At 45.1% G+C, this 17,195-nt stretch carries 17 protein-coding genes and 1 tRNA gene; 13 read left to right on the top strand and 5 right to left on the bottom strand.

Annotated elements, in window-relative coordinates; genetic code table 11:
* Window positions 1-54: 54 nt before the first annotated feature.
* The 5 genes from mpl to EDC16_RS05000 all read left to right on the top strand — a co-directional run bounded on the left by mpl (window position 55) and on the right by EDC16_RS05000 (window position 5,184).
* Window positions 55-1,422, top strand: a complete 1,368-nt coding sequence (mpl, locus tag EDC16_RS05020) for a UDP-N-acetylmuramate:L-alanyl-gamma-D-glutamyl-meso-diaminopimelate ligase (RefSeq protein WP_132966053.1) — start codon at window positions 55-57, stop codon at window positions 1,420-1,422.
* A gap of 225 nt (window positions 1,423-1,647) precedes the next feature.
* Window positions 1,648-1,857 (top strand): cold-shock protein, encoded by a 210-nt coding sequence (locus EDC16_RS05015; RefSeq protein ID WP_132966051.1) that lies wholly within the window; start codon window positions 1,648-1,650, stop codon window positions 1,855-1,857.
* A 523-nt stretch (window positions 1,858-2,380) separates the two neighbouring features.
* Window positions 2,381-3,349 carry an ABC transporter substrate-binding protein gene (locus EDC16_RS05010; RefSeq protein WP_132966049.1) on the top strand — a complete coding sequence of 323 codons (969 nt, stop codon included), beginning with the start codon at window positions 2,381-2,383 and terminating at the stop codon, window positions 3,347-3,349.
* Between the two features lie 123 nt (window positions 3,350-3,472).
* Complete coding sequence (locus EDC16_RS05005) at window positions 3,473-4,384, top strand: ABC transporter permease (protein WP_132966047.1); 912 nt, start codon at window positions 3,473-3,475, stop codon at window positions 4,382-4,384.
* A 5-nt stretch (window positions 4,385-4,389) separates the two neighbouring features.
* The gene (locus EDC16_RS05000; protein WP_132966044.1) at window positions 4,390-5,184 is read left to right on the top strand and encodes an ABC transporter ATP-binding protein; all 795 of its coding nucleotides are present in this window, start codon (window positions 4,390-4,392) and stop codon (window positions 5,182-5,184) included.
* Window positions 5,185-5,294: 110 nt separating this feature from the next.
* On the opposite strand, the gene EDC16_RS04995 is transcribed toward EDC16_RS05000, so the two are convergent.
* Window positions 5,295-6,638 (bottom strand): NCS2 family permease, encoded by a 1,344-nt coding sequence (locus EDC16_RS04995; RefSeq protein WP_132966042.1) that lies wholly within the window; start codon window positions 6,636-6,638, stop codon window positions 5,295-5,297.
* 316 nt (window positions 6,639-6,954) lie between these two features.
* Between EDC16_RS04995 and priC the strand changes: the two genes are divergently transcribed.
* The 3 genes from priC (at window position 6,955) to EDC16_RS04980 (ending at window position 8,440) form a co-directional block, all read left to right on the top strand.
* Window positions 6,955-7,536 (top strand): primosomal replication protein PriC, encoded by a 582-nt coding sequence (priC, locus tag EDC16_RS04990; protein ID WP_132966040.1) that lies wholly within the window; start codon window positions 6,955-6,957, stop codon window positions 7,534-7,536.
* Between the two features lie 259 nt (window positions 7,537-7,795).
* Window positions 7,796-7,972 (top strand): type II toxin-antitoxin system HicA family toxin, encoded by a 177-nt coding sequence (locus EDC16_RS04985; RefSeq protein WP_132966038.1) that lies wholly within the window; start codon window positions 7,796-7,798, stop codon window positions 7,970-7,972.
* 51 nt (window positions 7,973-8,023) lie between these two features.
* Window positions 8,024-8,440, top strand: a complete 417-nt coding sequence (locus EDC16_RS04980; protein WP_132966036.1) for a type II toxin-antitoxin system HicB family antitoxin — start codon at window positions 8,024-8,026, stop codon at window positions 8,438-8,440.
* A gap of 223 nt (window positions 8,441-8,663) precedes the next feature.
* On the opposite strand, the gene EDC16_RS04975 is transcribed toward EDC16_RS04980, so the two are convergent.
* Window positions 8,664-9,005 carry a YegP family protein gene (locus EDC16_RS04975; RefSeq protein WP_132966034.1) on the bottom strand — a complete coding sequence of 114 codons (342 nt, stop codon included), beginning with the start codon at window positions 9,003-9,005 and terminating at the stop codon, window positions 8,664-8,666.
* Window positions 9,006-9,226: 221 nt separating this feature from the next.
* On the opposite strand from EDC16_RS04975, the gene ycaO reads away from it, so the two are divergent.
* Window positions 9,227-10,975, top strand: coding sequence for a 30S ribosomal protein S12 methylthiotransferase accessory factor YcaO (gene ycaO, locus EDC16_RS04970; RefSeq protein WP_132966032.1), 1,749 nt, complete (start codon window positions 9,227-9,229; stop codon window positions 10,973-10,975).
* A 54-nt stretch (window positions 10,976-11,029) separates the two neighbouring features.
* Here the strand turns inward: ycaO and EDC16_RS04965 are convergent, their stop codons facing one another.
* Window positions 11,030-11,485, bottom strand: a complete 456-nt coding sequence (locus EDC16_RS04965; protein WP_332835430.1) for a DUF1287 domain-containing protein — start codon at window positions 11,483-11,485, stop codon at window positions 11,030-11,032.
* A gap of 239 nt (window positions 11,486-11,724) precedes the next feature.
* Window positions 11,725-13,164 carry a pyruvate kinase gene (gene pyk, locus EDC16_RS04960; protein ID WP_132966028.1) on the bottom strand — a complete coding sequence of 480 codons (1,440 nt, stop codon included), beginning with the start codon at window positions 13,162-13,164 and terminating at the stop codon, window positions 11,725-11,727.
* Between the two features lie 215 nt (window positions 13,165-13,379).
* On the opposite strand from pyk, the gene sixA reads away from it, so the two are divergent.
* Window positions 13,380-13,847 (top strand): phosphohistidine phosphatase SixA, encoded by a 468-nt coding sequence (gene sixA, locus EDC16_RS04955; RefSeq protein WP_132966026.1) that lies wholly within the window; start codon window positions 13,380-13,382, stop codon window positions 13,845-13,847.
* A 73-nt stretch (window positions 13,848-13,920) separates the two neighbouring features.
* On the opposite strand, the gene EDC16_RS04950 is transcribed toward sixA, so the two are convergent.
* Window positions 13,921-13,997, bottom strand: a tRNA-Met gene (locus EDC16_RS04950).
* Between the two features lie 244 nt (window positions 13,998-14,241).
* Between EDC16_RS04950 and mltA the strand changes: the two genes are divergently transcribed.
* From mltA to znuA, 3 genes are read left to right on the top strand one after another with little or no spacing between them, the layout of a single operon-like run.
* Window positions 14,242-15,339, top strand: coding sequence for a murein transglycosylase A (gene mltA, locus EDC16_RS04945; RefSeq protein WP_132966024.1), 1,098 nt, complete (start codon window positions 14,242-14,244; stop codon window positions 15,337-15,339).
* Between the two features lie 10 nt (window positions 15,340-15,349).
* Window positions 15,350-16,123, top strand: coding sequence for a tRNA cyclic N6-threonylcarbamoyladenosine(37) synthase TcdA (gene tcdA / locus EDC16_RS04940; RefSeq protein WP_132966022.1), 774 nt, complete (start codon window positions 15,350-15,352; stop codon window positions 16,121-16,123).
* A gap of 40 nt (window positions 16,124-16,163) precedes the next feature.
* The gene (znuA, locus tag EDC16_RS04935) at window positions 16,164-17,168 is read left to right on the top strand and encodes a zinc ABC transporter substrate-binding protein ZnuA (RefSeq protein ID WP_416069079.1); all 1,005 of its coding nucleotides are present in this window, start codon (window positions 16,164-16,166) and stop codon (window positions 17,166-17,168) included.
* The last annotated feature ends 27 nt before the right edge of the window (window positions 17,169-17,195 follow it).

Genomic DNA, 17,195 nt, shown 5'->3' with positions numbered 1-17,195 from the left:
TTGGGATCTGTGATCTCAACCACATTTTAATTGAGAGAAAAGAGCGATTAAACCATGATAAAACAGCAACATATTCATATTTTGGGCATTTGTGGCACCTTTATGGGAGGCGTAGCGATTATCGCGCGGCAAATGGGGTATAAAGTGACCGGCTCGGATGTGAATGTTTATCCGCCGATGAGCACGTTCTTGCAAAAGAGCGGTATTGAGATTATTGCCGATTATGATCCGGCACAATTGATTCCACAGCCGGATATGGTAATCATCGGCAATGCGATGAAACGGGGCAATCCTTGTGTGGAATATGTGTTGGACAATGCTATTCCTTACACCTCGGGCCCGCAGTGGCTGCACGATAATTTGTTGCGTAGCCGCAAGGTATTGGCGGTTTCTGGTACGCACGGTAAAACCACCACCAGCAGCATTTTGGCTTGGATTTTAGCTGATAACGGCATGAATCCGGGGTTTTTGATTGGAGGCGTAACCGGAAATTTCGCAACTTCGGCTCAGTTGGGGGAAAGTCCGTATTTTGTGATTGAAGCAGATGAATATGATACGGCGTTTTTCGATAAACGCTCTAAGTTTGTACATTACAATCCCAATACGCTGATTATCAACAATATTGGCTTCGACCATGCCGATATTTTTGATGATCTGATGGCTATCCAGCGTCAATTCCACCATATGATTCGTATTATCCCGCAATCGGGGTTGGTGTTGTCAGTTAAAGATGACACCACAGTAAAGCAAACGTTGGAGATGGGGTGCTGGAGTGAACAGCAGCATCTTGGACGCGAAGGAGAATGGTTTGCCCAGAAAATAGCGCAGGACAGCAGCCATTTTGCGGTGTATCACCGACAACAAAAAATTGCCGAAGTGCGTTGGGATGTGTTTGGCGAACATAATATGCACAATGCGTTAATGGCGATTGCTGCGGCATATCGTGCCGGCGTTTCGGTGGAGAAAGCCTGTGCTTCATTGGCAGGATTTATCAATACAAACCGCCGTTTAGAGCTGAAAGGCTGTGCTAAAGATATTACGGTATATGATGATTTTGCCCACCATCCGGCAGAAATCGCTGCCACTGTGACGGCGCTGCGTGATCGCATCGGTGGCGCAAAACGTATTTTGGCCGTGTTGGAGCCACGTTCTAACACCATGAAAATGGGGCTGCATAAAAATGAGCTGGTGGCTTCGTTGGTGAAATCGGATTATATTTTTTTATTGCAGCCGGACAATATTCCTTGGGAGGTTGCAGAAATCGCTGAGAAATCAACGGTGCCGACAAAATGGAGCGGTAATATCGATTTATTGATTGAGTTGATCGCGGCTGAAGCGCAAGCGGGTGATCATATTTTGGTGATGAGCAACGGTAGCTTTGATGGTATTCATCAGAAATTATTAGCAAGATTATCACATTAAAGTAGACAGGAAGCTTGTAGCTAATAATGTGATGTTTTTCACATTATTACATCAAAAGTGCGGTATTTCCGCCACTTTCTAAAATAAAACGTGTAATTTGGAATTTATGTTGGTAGTATGCGGACTGCTCATCGAGCAAGCTTTACCATGTCATGAAAATCAACTTTGGTTTGGTTGTAGTGTTGTAAGGTAAGATTTTTTTAATTATTAATGTAGGATGTAGTAATGTCGCAAGTAAAAGGAACCGTTAAGTGGTTCAATGAAACTAAAGGTTTTGGTTTTTTACAAGTTGAAGGTGGAGAAGATGTATTCGTGCATTTTTCCGCAATCCAAAGCGAAGGGTTTCGTACTTTAAAAGAAGGCCAAGCAGTGCTTTTCAATATTGTTGATGATCAACGTGGTAAAAAAGCTGAAAACGTGACAGTCGTTGCTTAATCTAGCTAAATTATCGAATTCTTAAAAGCCGTCTAACATTAGACGGCTCAGATTATTGACAAAGATATTTGATGAGGCAAGGTAGGGGCGGATTATATATCCGCCCGTTTGCGAAGTGCGGTATAAGCACTTAATCAATAAAGGAAAAATGCAAAGTGCGGTTCGGGCGGATATATAATCCGCCCCTACTTTTACAATATTAATCGTGTATTTTGACCTTTGTCAGCAGTCTAAGCCGTCTAACATTAGACGGCTTTTTTACATCTGAAGAAAATGAATAGTCTTAAATTTACGAACAAATTTTGCACGATAAAAAGTTGATTTATAAGAAATTGGCGTGGGTTTAAGCAGTTTATCTATTGGCTGGATTATTTTTATTACAGTTGTATTGATTTTATTACAATAATTCATTATCTTTAATCAGCGGCGAGGATATTGTTCAATATCCGCCAATGGTGTAACACCTGTTCAATTTATTATAGATTCTTTCTTATTTTCCGGCATACGACAAGGAGCGACAACAATGAAAAAAATAACCACAACCCTATGGGCAGCACTAAGTGCGGTTTTGATCAGTACTGGCGCTGCTGCAGCGGAGCTGAAACAGGTTGCGATTACCGCAATTGTTGAGCATCCGGCGTTGGATGCAGTGCGTGATGGGGCATTGGCAGAATTGAAAAAAGCCGGTTATGAAGAGGGAAAAAATTTAAAAGTCGATTTTCAAAGCGCACAAGGTAATACGGCGACTGCGGCACAAATTGCACGTAAATTTGTCGGCGATAAGCCGGATGTGATTTTGGCAATCGGCACACCGAGTGCGCAATCAGTAGTGGCGGCAACGCGTAATATTCCGGTGGTTTTCTCTGCGATTTCTGACCCGGTGGCGGCTAAATTGGTGAAAGATTGGGGGGCTTCCGGCACCAATGTCACCGGTGCTTCGGACACACTGCCGATTCAACCGCAAATTGATTTGATCAAACAGTTGATCCCAAATTTGAAAAAAGTGGGTTATGTCTATAGCACCGGTGAAGTGAATTCGGTAGTTGTATTAAAGCAATTACAAGAAGCTGGTAAAGTGAATGGCTTTGAGGTGGTTGGAGCGCCGGCACCTCGCACTACCGACATCGGTATTGCCGCGCGCAGCCTGAAAGGCAAAGTCGATGTGATTTATACCTCGACTGATAATAATGTGGTCTCAGCCTATGAGGCTCTGTACAAAGCGGCATTGGATTCCGGCATTCCGTTGGTCGCCTCCGACACCAGCACTGTCGCACGTGGTGCGATTGCGGCACTGTCAAATAACTATTACATTTTGGGTGAAGAAACCGGCAAAATGATCGTGGATATTTTAAATGGTAAGAAAGCTGGCGATATTCCGGTCAAAACCATGGATAAGCTAGATCTCTATCTAAATCTGAAATCCGCAAAAGCGTTTGGGATTACAGTGCCGCAAACACTGGTGGAATCAGCGAAAGAAGTGATTAGCCAATAATCGGTGCTTTTTTAGACGGTTGTGAGTTTTAATTTCATCAGAACAAGCCGAATACTGTAGCGCTGTGATAGTATAGCGCTACAGTTGTTTACTCTTTTATTGATTATTTAAAGAACGATTATTATGACTTTGGTACTTTTTTTAGGGGCGCTCGAAATTGGGTTGATTTACGCTTTGGTGGCGTTGGGCGTCTTGATTTCATTTCGTATTTTAGACTTTCCGGATTTAACCGCAGATGGTAGTTTTCCGTTAGGCGGAGCAGTGTGTGCGGTTTGCATTGTCAACGGCATTGACCCATGGATCGCAACTTTTGCCGCCGCAATTGCGGGGGGATTAGCGGGCTTGGTGACCGCATGGTTACATGTATCATTAAAAATTTTACAGCTGCTTGCCAGTATCTTAGTGATGATTGCGCTGTATTCAGTTAATTTGCGCGTGATGGGCTCGCCAAATCTCTCCTTGTTGGGCGAACCCACCATTTATGAACCTTTTATTAATGCGGATGCCAGCAATCAGTTGTATATCCAGCCGCTGTTTGTGTTGGGATTTGTGATTGTGGCTAAAGTGTTGCTTGACTGGTTTTTCAACACCGAAGTGGGTTTGGCGGTACGTGCCACCGGGGCTAATTTGCGAATGGCAAAAGCACAGGGCATTGCAACCGGAAAGATGATTTTCTTGGGCATGGCATTGTCTAATGCCTTGATTGCGCTGGGTGGATCGCTATATGTACAAACACAGGGCGGCGCAGATATGTCGATTGGGGTCGGCACCATTGTGATCGGGCTGGCTGCGGTGATTATCGGCGAAACCTTGATTCCCTCGAAGCGCATTTTAGTGATCACGCTGGCGGTGATTGTCGGCTCGATTCTGTACCGCTTCTTTATTGCGGTGGCACTGAGCAGTGATACTTTGCGAGAAATCGGCTTTGGGGCACAAGATTTGAACCTAGTCACCGCAATTTTGGTGGTGCTGGTTTTAATTGCGCCGCAGCTTAAAAGTAAAATGAAACAGCAATTTTCAAGCAAGAAGTCGTAACGCATATGATGAAATTAGATGATTTAAGAATAACCTTCAATCGTGGAACGCCGATTGAAAACCCAGTGCTGCGCGGACTGTCGTTGGATATTTCCGAAGGCGAATTTGTCACGGTAATCGGTAGTAACGGTGCGGGAAAATCTACGTTGCTGAATGCAATTTGTGGTGATTATTTAGTGGATTCCGGCAAAGTCTATCTCAACGGCAAAGATGTCACTCGAAAAGGCACATGGCAGCGTGCCGCGTCGGTGGCACGGGTTTTTCAAGATCCGATGCTCGGCACTTGCGAGGGGTTGACCATCGAAGAGAACATGGCATTGGCGTATAACCGTGGGCGCAAACGCGGTTTGGCATTTTTCAGTAATAAAACGGCGCGTGAGCTGTTTCGGGAAAAGCTTGCTATGCTGAAATTGGGATTGGAAGACCGTTTAACCGACCGTATGGGGTTGCTTTCCGGCGGACAGCGGCAGGCAGTCAGCCTGTTGATGGCGTCATTGCAGCCGTCGAATATTTTGCTGCTGGACGAACACACTGCGGCGTTGGATCCAAAAACGGCAGCGTTTGTCATGGAGTTGACGGATCGAATTGTTAAAGAGAATAATCTGACGGTGATGATGGTTACTCACTCGATGCGCCAAGCGTTGGATCATGGCGAACGTACTGTGATGTTGCACCAAGGTCAAGTAGTGCTGGACGTGAAAGGTGCCGTGCGCGATAAAATGGATGTGCCGGATCTGCTGAAAATGTTCGAGAAAACCCGTGGTGAAGAGTTGAGTGATGACAGTCTGTTGTTGGGCTAGTGTTGACGGCTAGTCAGTTTTTGTTTGGATTATAACCAATAACCGCACTTTGATGCTCTCTGCTTTATTTCGCGCCAGCTGATCAAAGTGCGGTTTTGCTTTTCGCTAATTTAATTAATCGCCCAACCGCCAGCGTAGAAGCCAACCAGAATAATCGCAATAATAACCGTGCCGATATTCAGTTTTTTGATTTCACCGGATACCAAGCGTCCGATCACCAAAGAGGCGAAGCCCAACATAATGCCAGTCACGATATTGGCGGTCAGCACAATAAATACTGCACAAATCAAGCCGCTCATGGCACCGATGAAGTCGTCAAAATCCAGTTTGCTGACATTGCTCAGCATTAATAATCCGACATACATCAAGGCTGGTGCGGTGGCATAACTTGGCACCAAAAAGGCCAGCGGCTGTAAAAACAGCATGAACAGAAATAGTACACCGACCACAATCGCCGTGATACCGGTTTTGCCTCCGGCCGCCGTGCCGGCAGCGGACTCAATGTAGACTGCAGCGGGCGCTGTGCCGAACAGACCGGACATAATACTGCTGACCGAATCCGAGGTGAGCGCTTTACCGCCATTGACAATTTGCCCGTCTTTGTCCAACAAATTCGCTTGCCCGGCAACCGCACGAATCGTGCCTGTCGCATCAAAAATAGCAGTCATTACTAAGGCAAATACTACCGGCAGAATAGCAGGTTGCAGCGCACCCATAATATCTAAGCCAAATGCTAACGAGTTGTCGCCGAAACTAGGCACTTTTAATACTTCACCGCTGAATTTCACATTCGGATCTGCAATCAAGCCAACTAAGGTAATTGCCACAATCACCAGTAAAATGCCGCCTTTGACCCGTAAGCGTTCTAAGCCAAGAATAAAGGCTAACCCCAATAATGACATGATCACGGAAAAAGAGCTGAAATCGCCCATTTTCACCGGTAAACCGGCGTTGTTGGCGACCACTAAGCCGACATTATTGGCGGCAATCAGTAACAAGAACAGCCCGATCCCAATGCCGGCACCGTGTGCAATGCTGCTTGGCAGGTTGCGTAAAATCCAAGTGCGGATTCCGGTCACGGAAATCAAGGTGAACACTACCCCCATTAAAAAGACGGCGCCGAGGGCAACCGGAATACTGACTTGCTGTCCGATAACCAAGCTATAAGCCGTAAAGGCGGTTAATGAGATTGCACAGCCGATTGCCATGGGTGCATTCGCCCAGAAACCGATTAAAATCGATCCCAATCCGGCAACCAGACAGGTGGCGATAAACACTGACTCTGGCGGAAAACCGGCATCACCCAGCATGCCGGGCACTACAATCACGGAGTAGACCATAGCTAAAAATGTGGTGAGTCCGGCAATAATTTCCTGACGGAGATTGCTGCCGCGTGCGCTAAGGGCAAAGCGTTTTTCCAGCAGTGGGGTTTGCTGCGAAGATGAAGTGGTCATGGACATTGTTCCTTATGTTAAGTCGTTCCTAGGGACTGTTGATATCTGTTCATAATTTGAACTATAGACAAATATCAACAGACCCTAGTAGTCAAAGAAATAAAAAAGAAAGGTTAGGGCACACCCTAATAAAATAAAGCGTGGGTATTTTACCTGAGCGAAAGTACTCAGTGCAACTTTTCAGCAGAACTGTGGTATTTGTGTTGCGAGTTGTTTGTCGAGCATTGAGAATTCGGCAACAATCGTTTCGCGCAATCGGCTGAAAAATGCTAAGATCTGCCACAATATGATAGGCGGGTAAGAAAAAGAGGTGTCAATGTCACGACTGGCAATTCAAGCACGGTTAAACGAAATCGAAGCGTATTTTCAGGCGCTGTCGATACACAAGAATATGCCACTGCACCGAAAATTGGATCCGCGGCTTTTTTCACCAGACAATGAAACGCTGGCGCAATGTTTAGCGCAGGCGCTGACCACTTTGCAGATTGTGCAACAGGCTTGTGAAACTGAGCAAGACCAAGCGCTGACGGCATTCTATGCTGAAAAGCTGACAGCGCAATACCATGTCTTGCAGGAGCTGACCAGCGACAACCGCACTTTTTATCAGACAAAGGCATCAGGTAAAGAGGCTGAGCGTAATCAGCAAGCACATGAAGTACATTGTTTGCCACCACCACAACGTTTAGCAAAATATTATGAATTTTTGACCCGTTTTAATGATTTGATTGCTGAACAATACACGCAACTGCTTGCTTGTGAAATAAGCGAAAAAAGTGCGCGACAGCGGAAAATTGCTGTGTTAGAACAACGTAAGCAACGCTGCCAAGCGGCGATCGATCATTTGGAAGAGTATTTGGCTTTTGTCGAAGCACGGCAGAAGAAAAGTGCGGTTTTTTAATGATATTCTGTCTCGTTGCAAAAAACTAAACCGTAGTACAAATGCCTTGCTCCATTCGTGATTTAAGGTATTTTGCGTCAGCTGGTTATTGAATAGTCGTGAAGTGGATAATATCTCGCTTTAAGACATGGATTTAATCTGCGTTTTGATTATGGTTAAATATTTGGAAATAATTTGCATTTTTGCATATAAATAACTTGCGGCAATATGCAATTTTGCATATAATGCTCACAAGTTAACCGAGCAACTGGATGAGGCAGTGAAACAAAGCGAATTTCTTAGGTGGCTCAAAGCTCAAGGGGTACAAGTTGAAAATGGGACACGGCATTTAAAACTGTATTACAAAGATCGAAGAAGTCATTTACCCAACCATCCAAGCCAAGAATTAAAAAAGGGTTTAGTGGAAGGGATTAAAAAGCAATTAGGTTTAAAATAATATAATTCGCTTGTAAAGGCGGACTCGCTGCTGACTATGGAGAAATAATTTATGTATTACGCTGCACATTTTACACCTGCCGATGAGGGCGGATTTGTTGTTACGTTCCCTGATATTCCCGAGGGTATAACTCAGGGCGATACTTTCGATGAAGCTATGGAAATGGCGCAAGACGTTTTGCTTTCTTGCGTTGAAATTTATTTTGAAGAAGATAAACCATTTCCAGTATCTCGTAGTCTTGTTGAAGAGGAAACCCCTGTAGCACTACCTAATAGCGTTTATGCTAAAGTACTGCTACACAATGCTATGCTTCAACAATCTGTCACTAAAGCGCAATTAGCACGTTTAGCAAGTATTCGCCCACCGGAGGTAGGACGTATTCTTGAGCCGCGCCATACAACCAAAATTGATACCATTAGTCGAGCTTTTCGCGCATTGGGTAAAGAGCTGCAATTAAGTGTGATTTAATCATTTGATAACTCACTGGTAGTATAAGCCCTATAAATTTTCATATTGGAAATACTGCTAGAGGACTGTTAGATTATAGCTTTTGCCATAAATAAAAAATCCTCGTGAATTAACTGCCACGAGGATTATAGTGGAATTTATTCAAGCAATCTTTTTGTCTACTATGCCTGTAACTGCTACATAGTACTGTTAAAAAACCGCACTTTGAGCAGTAAGATTCTGATTATTGCGTAGTTTTATCTTTGATTACGCTCGTTGCAGCGTTGCGGCTGACTGAAGCGATGCCTTTTTTGGCGATGGCTTCTGAGCTGTAATATTGGCTGCGACCGATTTCTTGATGATTTTTTGCTTTCAAAACGAAATACGGCTTATCGTTTTTCGCCACCCGAATTTCATAAGCAGCAGGATCTGCACCGTTTTTTTGCACCGAAGCGATGCCGTTTTCAGCCGCTGCACGGGTTTTATACAGTTCACTGGTCAAAATGACTTGACTGTTTGCTGCTTTCAAATTGAACATAAACTGTCCGTCTTTTGCGACTTTTAATTCATACCAACCTTGTGCCATATTTTACTCTCCATTCGTGTGAAATGATTGAAAATCGTCGGATATTTCCTTCGATCAAGGTTACAACAGACCATAGCTTAGCATAATTTTTTTTCAATTTATTTCAATGCTTTTCTAACAAAAAACCTGCGTTGATCACAAATGTTTCTTGCCGAAAGTGCGGTTCTTGCCTATTATGCCGCTCAATTCTATTTTTTAGCTAATTAAGACAAGAGATCAGTATGATGCAACAAACCTATATCACCGGTAAAGATGCGGCACTGGAAGACAGTATCCAGCGCTTTCAAAGCAAATTGCAACAATTGGGCTTCAACATTGAAGAAACCTCTTGGTTGAATCCGGTGCCGAATGTGTGGTCGGTACATATCCGCGATAAGGATTGTCCGCAATGTTTCACCAACGGCAAAGGCGCCAGCAAAAAAGCAGCGCTGGCATCAGCATTGGGCGAATATTTTGAGCGCCTTTCCACCAACTATTTTTTTGCTGATTTTTTTCTGGGTAGTGAGATTGCCGAAGGGGAGTTTGTGCATTATCCGACAGAAAAATGGTTTCCGATCGTGGACGAAAACGAACTGCCTGTTGGGATATTAGATGATTATCTGCATCAATATTACAATCCGCAACAAGAGCTGACCGCACTTCAGTTGGTGGATTTGCAGTCCGGCAATGCAGCACGCGGTATTGTGGCAATGCCGTATATCCGTCAACGTGATCAGCAAACAGTGTATATTCCGCAAGCGATTATTGCCAATTTATATGTTTCCAATGGCATGTCTGCCGGCAACAGTGAAAATGAGGCTCGGGTGCAAGGCTTGTCGGAAGTGTTTGAACGCTATGTGAAAAACAAGATTATCAGCGAAGCCATCAGTCTGCCGGAAATTCCAGCTGCGGTAATCGCACGCTATCCGCATATTCAAGAGGCAATTGAAAGTCTTGAAAAACAGGGCTTTCCAATTTTAGCTTATGACGCTTCGCTGGGCGGGCAATATCCGGTGATTGCGGTGATTTTGCTGAATCCAAGCAACGGCACGTGCTTTGCCTCGTTTGGCGCACACCCGAATTTCAAAGTCGCCTTAGAGCGTACCGTCACCGAGCTGTTGCAAGGACGGAGCTTGAAAGATTTGGATGTGTTTATGCCGCCATCATTTGATAATGCGGGCGTGGCTGAACACGCCAATTTAGAAACGCACTTCATTGATTCTAGCGGTTTAATTTCATGGGATCTGTTTAAACAGCAGAGTGATTATGCCTTTGTCGATTGGAATTTTTCCGGCAGCACCGAGCAGGAATTTGCCAATTTGATGGCGATTTTCAATGCCGAACAGCAAGAGGTGTATATCATGGATTACAACCATCTGGACGTTTATGCCTGTCGGATTATTGTACCGGGCATGTCGGATATTTATCCGGTGGATGATCTGATCTATGCCAACAATAATATGGGCATGGAGTGGCGTGAAATTTTGCTTGATTTACCGCACTTTCACCATGATAAGGAAACTTATCTGGAACTGTTGGAACAGTTGGACGAGCAAGGCATTGATGATTTTACCCGTGTGCGTGAATTTATCGGCATTGTAGCGCCACCAAAATCCGGTTGGCAAACGTTGCGGATCGGCGAGCTGAAATCGATGCTCTATCTTGCCTGTGGTGATTGGGAAAATGCGCTGGATTGGGCGAACTGGACAATGGAAACCACCGCTTCGGTGTTTAGTGATGAGCGTAATAATTACTACCGCTGTTTAATTCAGTCACTGCAACTGTATTTAGATGATAAGCGTGATCCGGCACAATATCGTGTGGTCTTTAACCGTTTATACGGTGAAAGTGCGGTCGCAACCTGCTGGGCGGCGATCAACGGTGGTAATCCGTTCTATGATTTAATCGCAGGCGATGAGTCGTTGGCAACGTTTGGCGCACACCAAAAATTGCTTGCTGCCTACCAGAAGTTACAACGTGCCAAAATATAAACAAAGATCAACAGACCCTAGCAATAGGGCGGATTTTACTCCGCTCTATTAGCTTTAATAGCGATAGTGTCCGATCATATTGTATTTCAGCAAAACATCTTCTTCCTGCGTACCAAAACCAATATTGTGAATAACCAGTGGAACACCGTTGCGGCTCTTTTTGTCGGACACAATGCCAATGTGTGGCGCATTATTTGGTAAACGCCAAGTGACGATATCCCCGGCAATAAAATCCTCGATCTCAGTGAGTGACCGCATTTTGGCGTGGCGGTTAAAAAAGGTTTCCAGATTTGGCACACGGCGGTGGTCGATATTACGGTCAGTCGATTTTAGCCCCCAGATTTTAGGGTATTTGTTCCAGGCTTTTTTCATGTCTTCGTGCACCAGTTGTTGTAAATCTCGGTTTTGATGGCGCAAGGCGCGGATCACCACATCGGTGCAAACGCCTTTGTATTGTGCGATATCGCCCATCGGATAGGCTAAGCGCTGATAGCCTGAATCATAAAACATGGTGACACCAATCTGTTTTCTGGCATCGTTAACCAACTGTTTACCGTCTATGTTGGCGGCTAAAACAGGAGAAACAAGCAGTAGGCTGAAGCATAACCCACAACATAGCCCACAAAGTCTTTTTATCATTGGCTATACCCTCACGTATATGGAATAAAGGTTTAGTAAACAAAAAACCTCTCGTGTTAGGCGAGAGGTTTTGTCAGTATCATCAAAATTGTAATTTGATTATTTTGCGATTATTCAACCACTAAAGTACGGCAAGTGTTAGTGCCACCTTCGGCAAGTTCATCACCTTGGGTCAACAACACCAAATCACCGGAAACTAAATAGCCTTTGTCTTTCAGCAACTCAATTGCATTTTTTGCCCCTTCAACAGTACGGCTGGCTTCTTCGCAATAAACCGGGGTGACGCCACGGTATAATGCTGCCAGATTCAATGCTTTTTGGTTGCGAGACAGCGCAAAGATTGGCAAGCCGGAGCTGACACGCGACATTAAAAGTGCGGTACGACCGGAGCTGGTCATCGCAATGATAGCGCTGACACCTTGCAGATGGTTGGCTGCATACATTGCTGACATGGCAACTGATTCTTCCACATTATTGAATACGGCGTCCATACGGTGGCGGGAAACATTGATGCTTGGCATTTTTTCTGCGCCCAGGCACACTTTTGCCATTGAGGAAACGGTTTCAGCAGGGTATTGACCGGCTGCGGTTTCGGCAGACAACATTACTGCGTCAGTTCCGTCCAGCACCGCATTCGCTACGTCCATCACTTCGGCACGTGTCGGCATTGGATTGCTGATCATCGATTCCATCATTTGAGTAGCGGTGATCACCACACGGTTTAATCGGCGTGAACGGCGGATCAATTTTTTCTGTACGCCGACCAATTCAGGATCGCCGATTTCAACCCCTAGGTCACCACGAGCAACCATGATCACATCGGATGCAAGGATCACATCGTCCATTGCTTCATCGCTGGCAACGGCTTCGGCACGCTCAACTTTCGCAACGATTTTAGCGTTTAAGCCGGCTTCAGTTGCCAATTGACGCGCATAATGCAGATCTGCACCGTTGCGTGGGAAAGAAACCGCCAAATAATCTACACCAATTTTTGCTGCCGTGATAATATCGGCTTTGTCTTTCGGTGTTAAAGCGTCAGCGGATAAACCACCACCTAGTTTGTTGATCCCTTTGTTGTTTGACAACGGGCCACCGACAGTGACTTCGGTGAACACTTTGTTGCCTTCGGTAGACAACACTTTCAATTGCACACGACCGTCGTCTAATAACAGAATATCGCCAGGCACGACATCTTTTGGTAATTCTTTATAGTCTAGACCTACACCGTTTTGATTGCCTTCACCTTTCGGTAAATCGGCGTCCAGAACGAATTTGTCACCGATATTTAACAAAATTTTGCCGTCTTTAAATGTAGAAACGCGAATTTTAGGCCCTTGCAGGTCACCTAAGATTGCGACTTGTTTGCCTAATTTTTTTGCAATTTCACGCACGCGGTTGGCACGGCCGATATGATCATCCGGAGTACCATGAGAAAAGTTCATACGAACGACATTGGCACCAGCCGCTATAATTTTTTCCAGGTTGTTATCACGGTCGGTTGATGGGCCCATAGTACAAACAATTTTCGTTCTTCTCAGTCTTCTAGACATGAACATACCTCTAAAGTATTAGTTGTTGATTAAATATTACGTGTTTTTGATAGAAAGCTTGCTATCAGTGATAAAATTGGCGTTATTATACGCTCAAATTAAATTTAGATCGAGATCACAAACTGGAAATTTTTGTTTTGTTTGTCATTACAAACCGTTATCTTAGTAGCATAAAATTTGATTAAAACGATTTATTAAAATACGAAGGGGGTTATATGCGAATTTTTATTATGCGCCACGGCGAAGCCGAAACCATGGCAAAAATCGATGCGGACAGAAATTTGACCGCTCATGGGATACAGCAAGCAAGAGAACAGGGAGAATGGCTGACTGAAGCCGCTAACCATATTGATCGGGTGATTGTCAGTCCGTATAACCGTGCTTTGCAAACCTATGAGCATTTGGCGGCAAGCACGGCAACCAATATGCCGTCGGAAATTGAAACCTGGGAGGCGGTGACGCCTTATGGCAACAGCACCATGGCGGTAGATTATCTATCCAATTTATGTCGCGATGGGGTAAAAAATGTGTTGATTGTTTCCCATTTGCCGTTTGTGGAAGACTTGGTGACCGCACTTTGCGAATCGCCGCAGCAGGTTGGCTTCAGTACCGGTACGATTGCCGAAATTGAATGGCAAGGGGAACAAGGCGAGTTTATTTGCAGCAATCGTCCTGAGGTTTAATCAAATAACCATGCAAATTGTATAGCCTTCAAACGCAAAAAAGCATCTCGTGATGAGATGCTTTTTTTAAATCTGGTTGCGGGGGCTGGATTTGAACCAACGACCTTCGGGTTATGAGCCCGACGAGCTACCAAGCTGCTCCACCCCGCGTCTGTAGGAGGCGTAATATACGCTTTTTTCAGTATAATACAAGTGACTTTTTCAGAAATTTTTTTAAGTGTCGAAATAAACATCAAATTGCGTATTATCTGTCAGCTTATTGCCCATTATAACGAAAGGTCGCTAGAAAGAGGGGGGATCGCCTCTATATTTTCCCCCCCTTTTTTGTTAATGTACTGCTCTTTAGTTAAATTTAGCCAAATTTTAGTCATCATATACAGGAAGAGCAGGATCCATGATCAAATCTAAGATTCAATTCGGGTTGATTGCTTCGGCAATTTTATTTTTATCCGCATGTGGCTCTACGCCAAGCAATATTCAGCAGGATGAACGCAGCTTGCATCAAAAAATGGGCGCGGTGTATCAAGGTCGTAGTTATATTAGCCCGGCACAAAATCTGGTGCCGGTTTCAGCTGTTGCCAACAGCGGTAGCGTGGTCAATCAAGGGGATTTTTTAACCCAACTGTCAATTATTGAAAACACCTCGCCACGCATGGCAAACAACTATGCCTCGACTTACAATAAAGTGGTCGGTTGGGTATTAGCAGGGGCAAATGTCGAACAGCTTAACCAATATGGTGTTAATTTGCAGCAGATGCGTGGGGAAGATGGTTATCAAAATGTACTGATGACCGGTTATTTTTCACCGGTTATCCATGCGCGCAGAACCCCGCAAGGCAAATATCAGCATCCGATTCATGCCTTGCCGACAGATAAGCGGTATAGCCGTGCGCAAATTTATGCCGGTGCGTTAAACGGTAAAGGAATGGAGCTGGCATACAGTGATTCGATGTTGGACAACTTCTTACTCGGTGTGCAGGGCAGTGGCTATGTGGATTTTGGCAACGGTACGCTGAACTATTTCGCTTACGCCGGACAAAACGGTTTTAAATACCAGGCGATCGGGCGTTTGTTGGTTGAACAGGGCGAAATTGAAAAAGAGAAAATGTCGATTCAAGCAATTCGTGACTGGGCGAACCGCAATCCGTCACGTTTGCAGGGGTTGTTGGAGCAGAATCCGTCTTATGTCTTCTTTAAAAATGATCCCAACGGCAAAGTGCGGGGATCGGCAGGCATTCCGTTAGTACCCTTGGCTTCTTTGGCGTCCGATCGCAGTGTGATCCCATCCGGCAGCGTGTTACTGGTGGAAGAACCGTTGATCGACAATAAAGGTAACTGGACTGGGCAACACCAATTGCGCCTGATGGTGGCGTTAGATGTGGGTGGTGCGGTTAAAGGGCAGCATTTCGATCTCTATCAAGGTATCGGTGACGATGCCGGACATCGAGCCGGCTTGATGAAGCACTACGGGCGTGTTTGGTTGTTGAAATAAAAAATAAAATATGGAACGAATGGATAACTACCAGCGCCGTTTTGGCGGTATCGAGAGATTGTACGGACCACAAGCGTTGTCGGTATTGGCGGCAGCACATGTTTGTGTGGTGGGCATCGGTGGCGTTGGTTCATGGGCGGTGGAAGCGTTGGCGCGTAGTGGTATCGGTAAGATTACCTTGATCGATATGGACGATATTTGTGTCACCAATGTAAACCGCCAGTTGCCTGCGCTGAGCGATAATATCGGACAATTGAAAACTGAGGTTATGCAACAGCGGATTGAGCAAATTAACCCGCAATGCCAAGTGACGGTGATCGATGATTTTTTATCACTGGATAATATGGCTGATTACATTCGCACTGATTTCGATTATGTAATTGATGCGATTGACAGTGTCAAAGTCAAAGCAGCGCTGATCGCCTATTGCAAACGCAATAAAATTCGGGTGATCACCACCGGGGGGGCCGGCGGGCAAACCGATCCGACCCAAATTCAGATCGCCGATTTAAGCCGTACCATTCAAGACCCGTTGGCGGCAAAAGTGCGGTCGTTACTGCGCAAACAGTACAATTTTAGTCAGAATCCAAAACGAAAATTTGGGGTCGATACCGTTTTTTCGACCCAACCACTTATCTTCCCGAAAATGGAAGGTGATTGCCAACTGTCCGCGAGTATGAATTGTGCCAACGGATTCGGTGCGGCAACCATGGTGACGGCGACTTTTGGTTTTTTTGCCGTTGCCAGAGTGCTGGAAAAGCTGCTAAGCCAACCAGCCAATTAATAGGGATAATCCCTCATCTTAACAAGGAAAAAGCATGAAAATAATAAATAAATCATTGGCAGGCGTGCTCCTCACAACTATTGCCTACACTGCCCAGGCAGAGATTGTTACAACGGTTAAACCGCTCGGATTTATTGCCGCTGCGGTGGCAGACGGTGTCACCCCAACCTCGGTATTGCTGCCGACAGGGGCTTCACCGCACGACTATAATATGCGCCCGTCAGATTTGCAGCGGCTGCAACAAGCCGAACTGGTGGTTTGGGTCGGGCAGGATCTGGAAACATTTCTCAGTAAAAGCATCAGTCGTTTAGAGCCTAAGAAAGTGCTGCAAATTGAGAAAATGGACGGTATTCAACAGCTGTTGGGTGAAGCGCTGCATGTACATGCGGATGGCGATGATCATGGACACGACCATCACGGTCATGACCATGATCACGCCCATGATCATGATGGCCCGCCGGGGCAGCAGGATGAACACGACCATGACCATGACCACGCAGATGGGCACGCTCACGAGCATGGTGGACTACAAACCGATTGGCATGTTTGGTTTTCCAGTGATATCAGTGAAAAAATTGCTGAACAAATCGCAGCTCGTTTAAGCCAAAATTACCCGGCGAAAACCGATTTGATCCAACAAAATTTAGCAGAATTCAAACAAGGAATCAGCACAAAACAGCAGCAGTTGAAAAAACAGTTGGATCCGATTAAAAGCAAGGGTTACTATGTTTTCCATGATGCGTACGGCTATTTTGAACGCCAATACGGCTTAAACCGTTTAGGTTCGTTTACCATCAACCCGACAGTAGCGCCGGGCGCGAAAAAACTGAATGAAATCAAAGCGGATATTGAGGCTCACAAAGCACAATGTCTGTTTGCTGAGCCACAATTTACCCCGCGTTTGTTGGAAACACTGCATAAAAAGACAGGGATAAAATTGGGCGTAATCGACCCGATGGGCGAAAAAATCGCATTAAGTAAAACCGCTTATAGCGACTATTTGCAATCGCTGGCAGACAGTTTTTCACAGTGTTTGGCAAAATAGTTTTTTGTGCTAATAAGTTGAACTTAG

Origin of the sequence: Testudinibacter aquarius (assembly GCF_004342725.1) — a bacterium.
In the GTDB taxonomy this organism is placed as follows: domain Bacteria; phylum Pseudomonadota; class Gammaproteobacteria; order Enterobacterales; family Pasteurellaceae; genus Chelonobacter; species Chelonobacter aquarius.
Note: the sequence above shows the minus strand (reverse complement) of the source record. Positions and strands in the feature narration are given on the sequence as shown.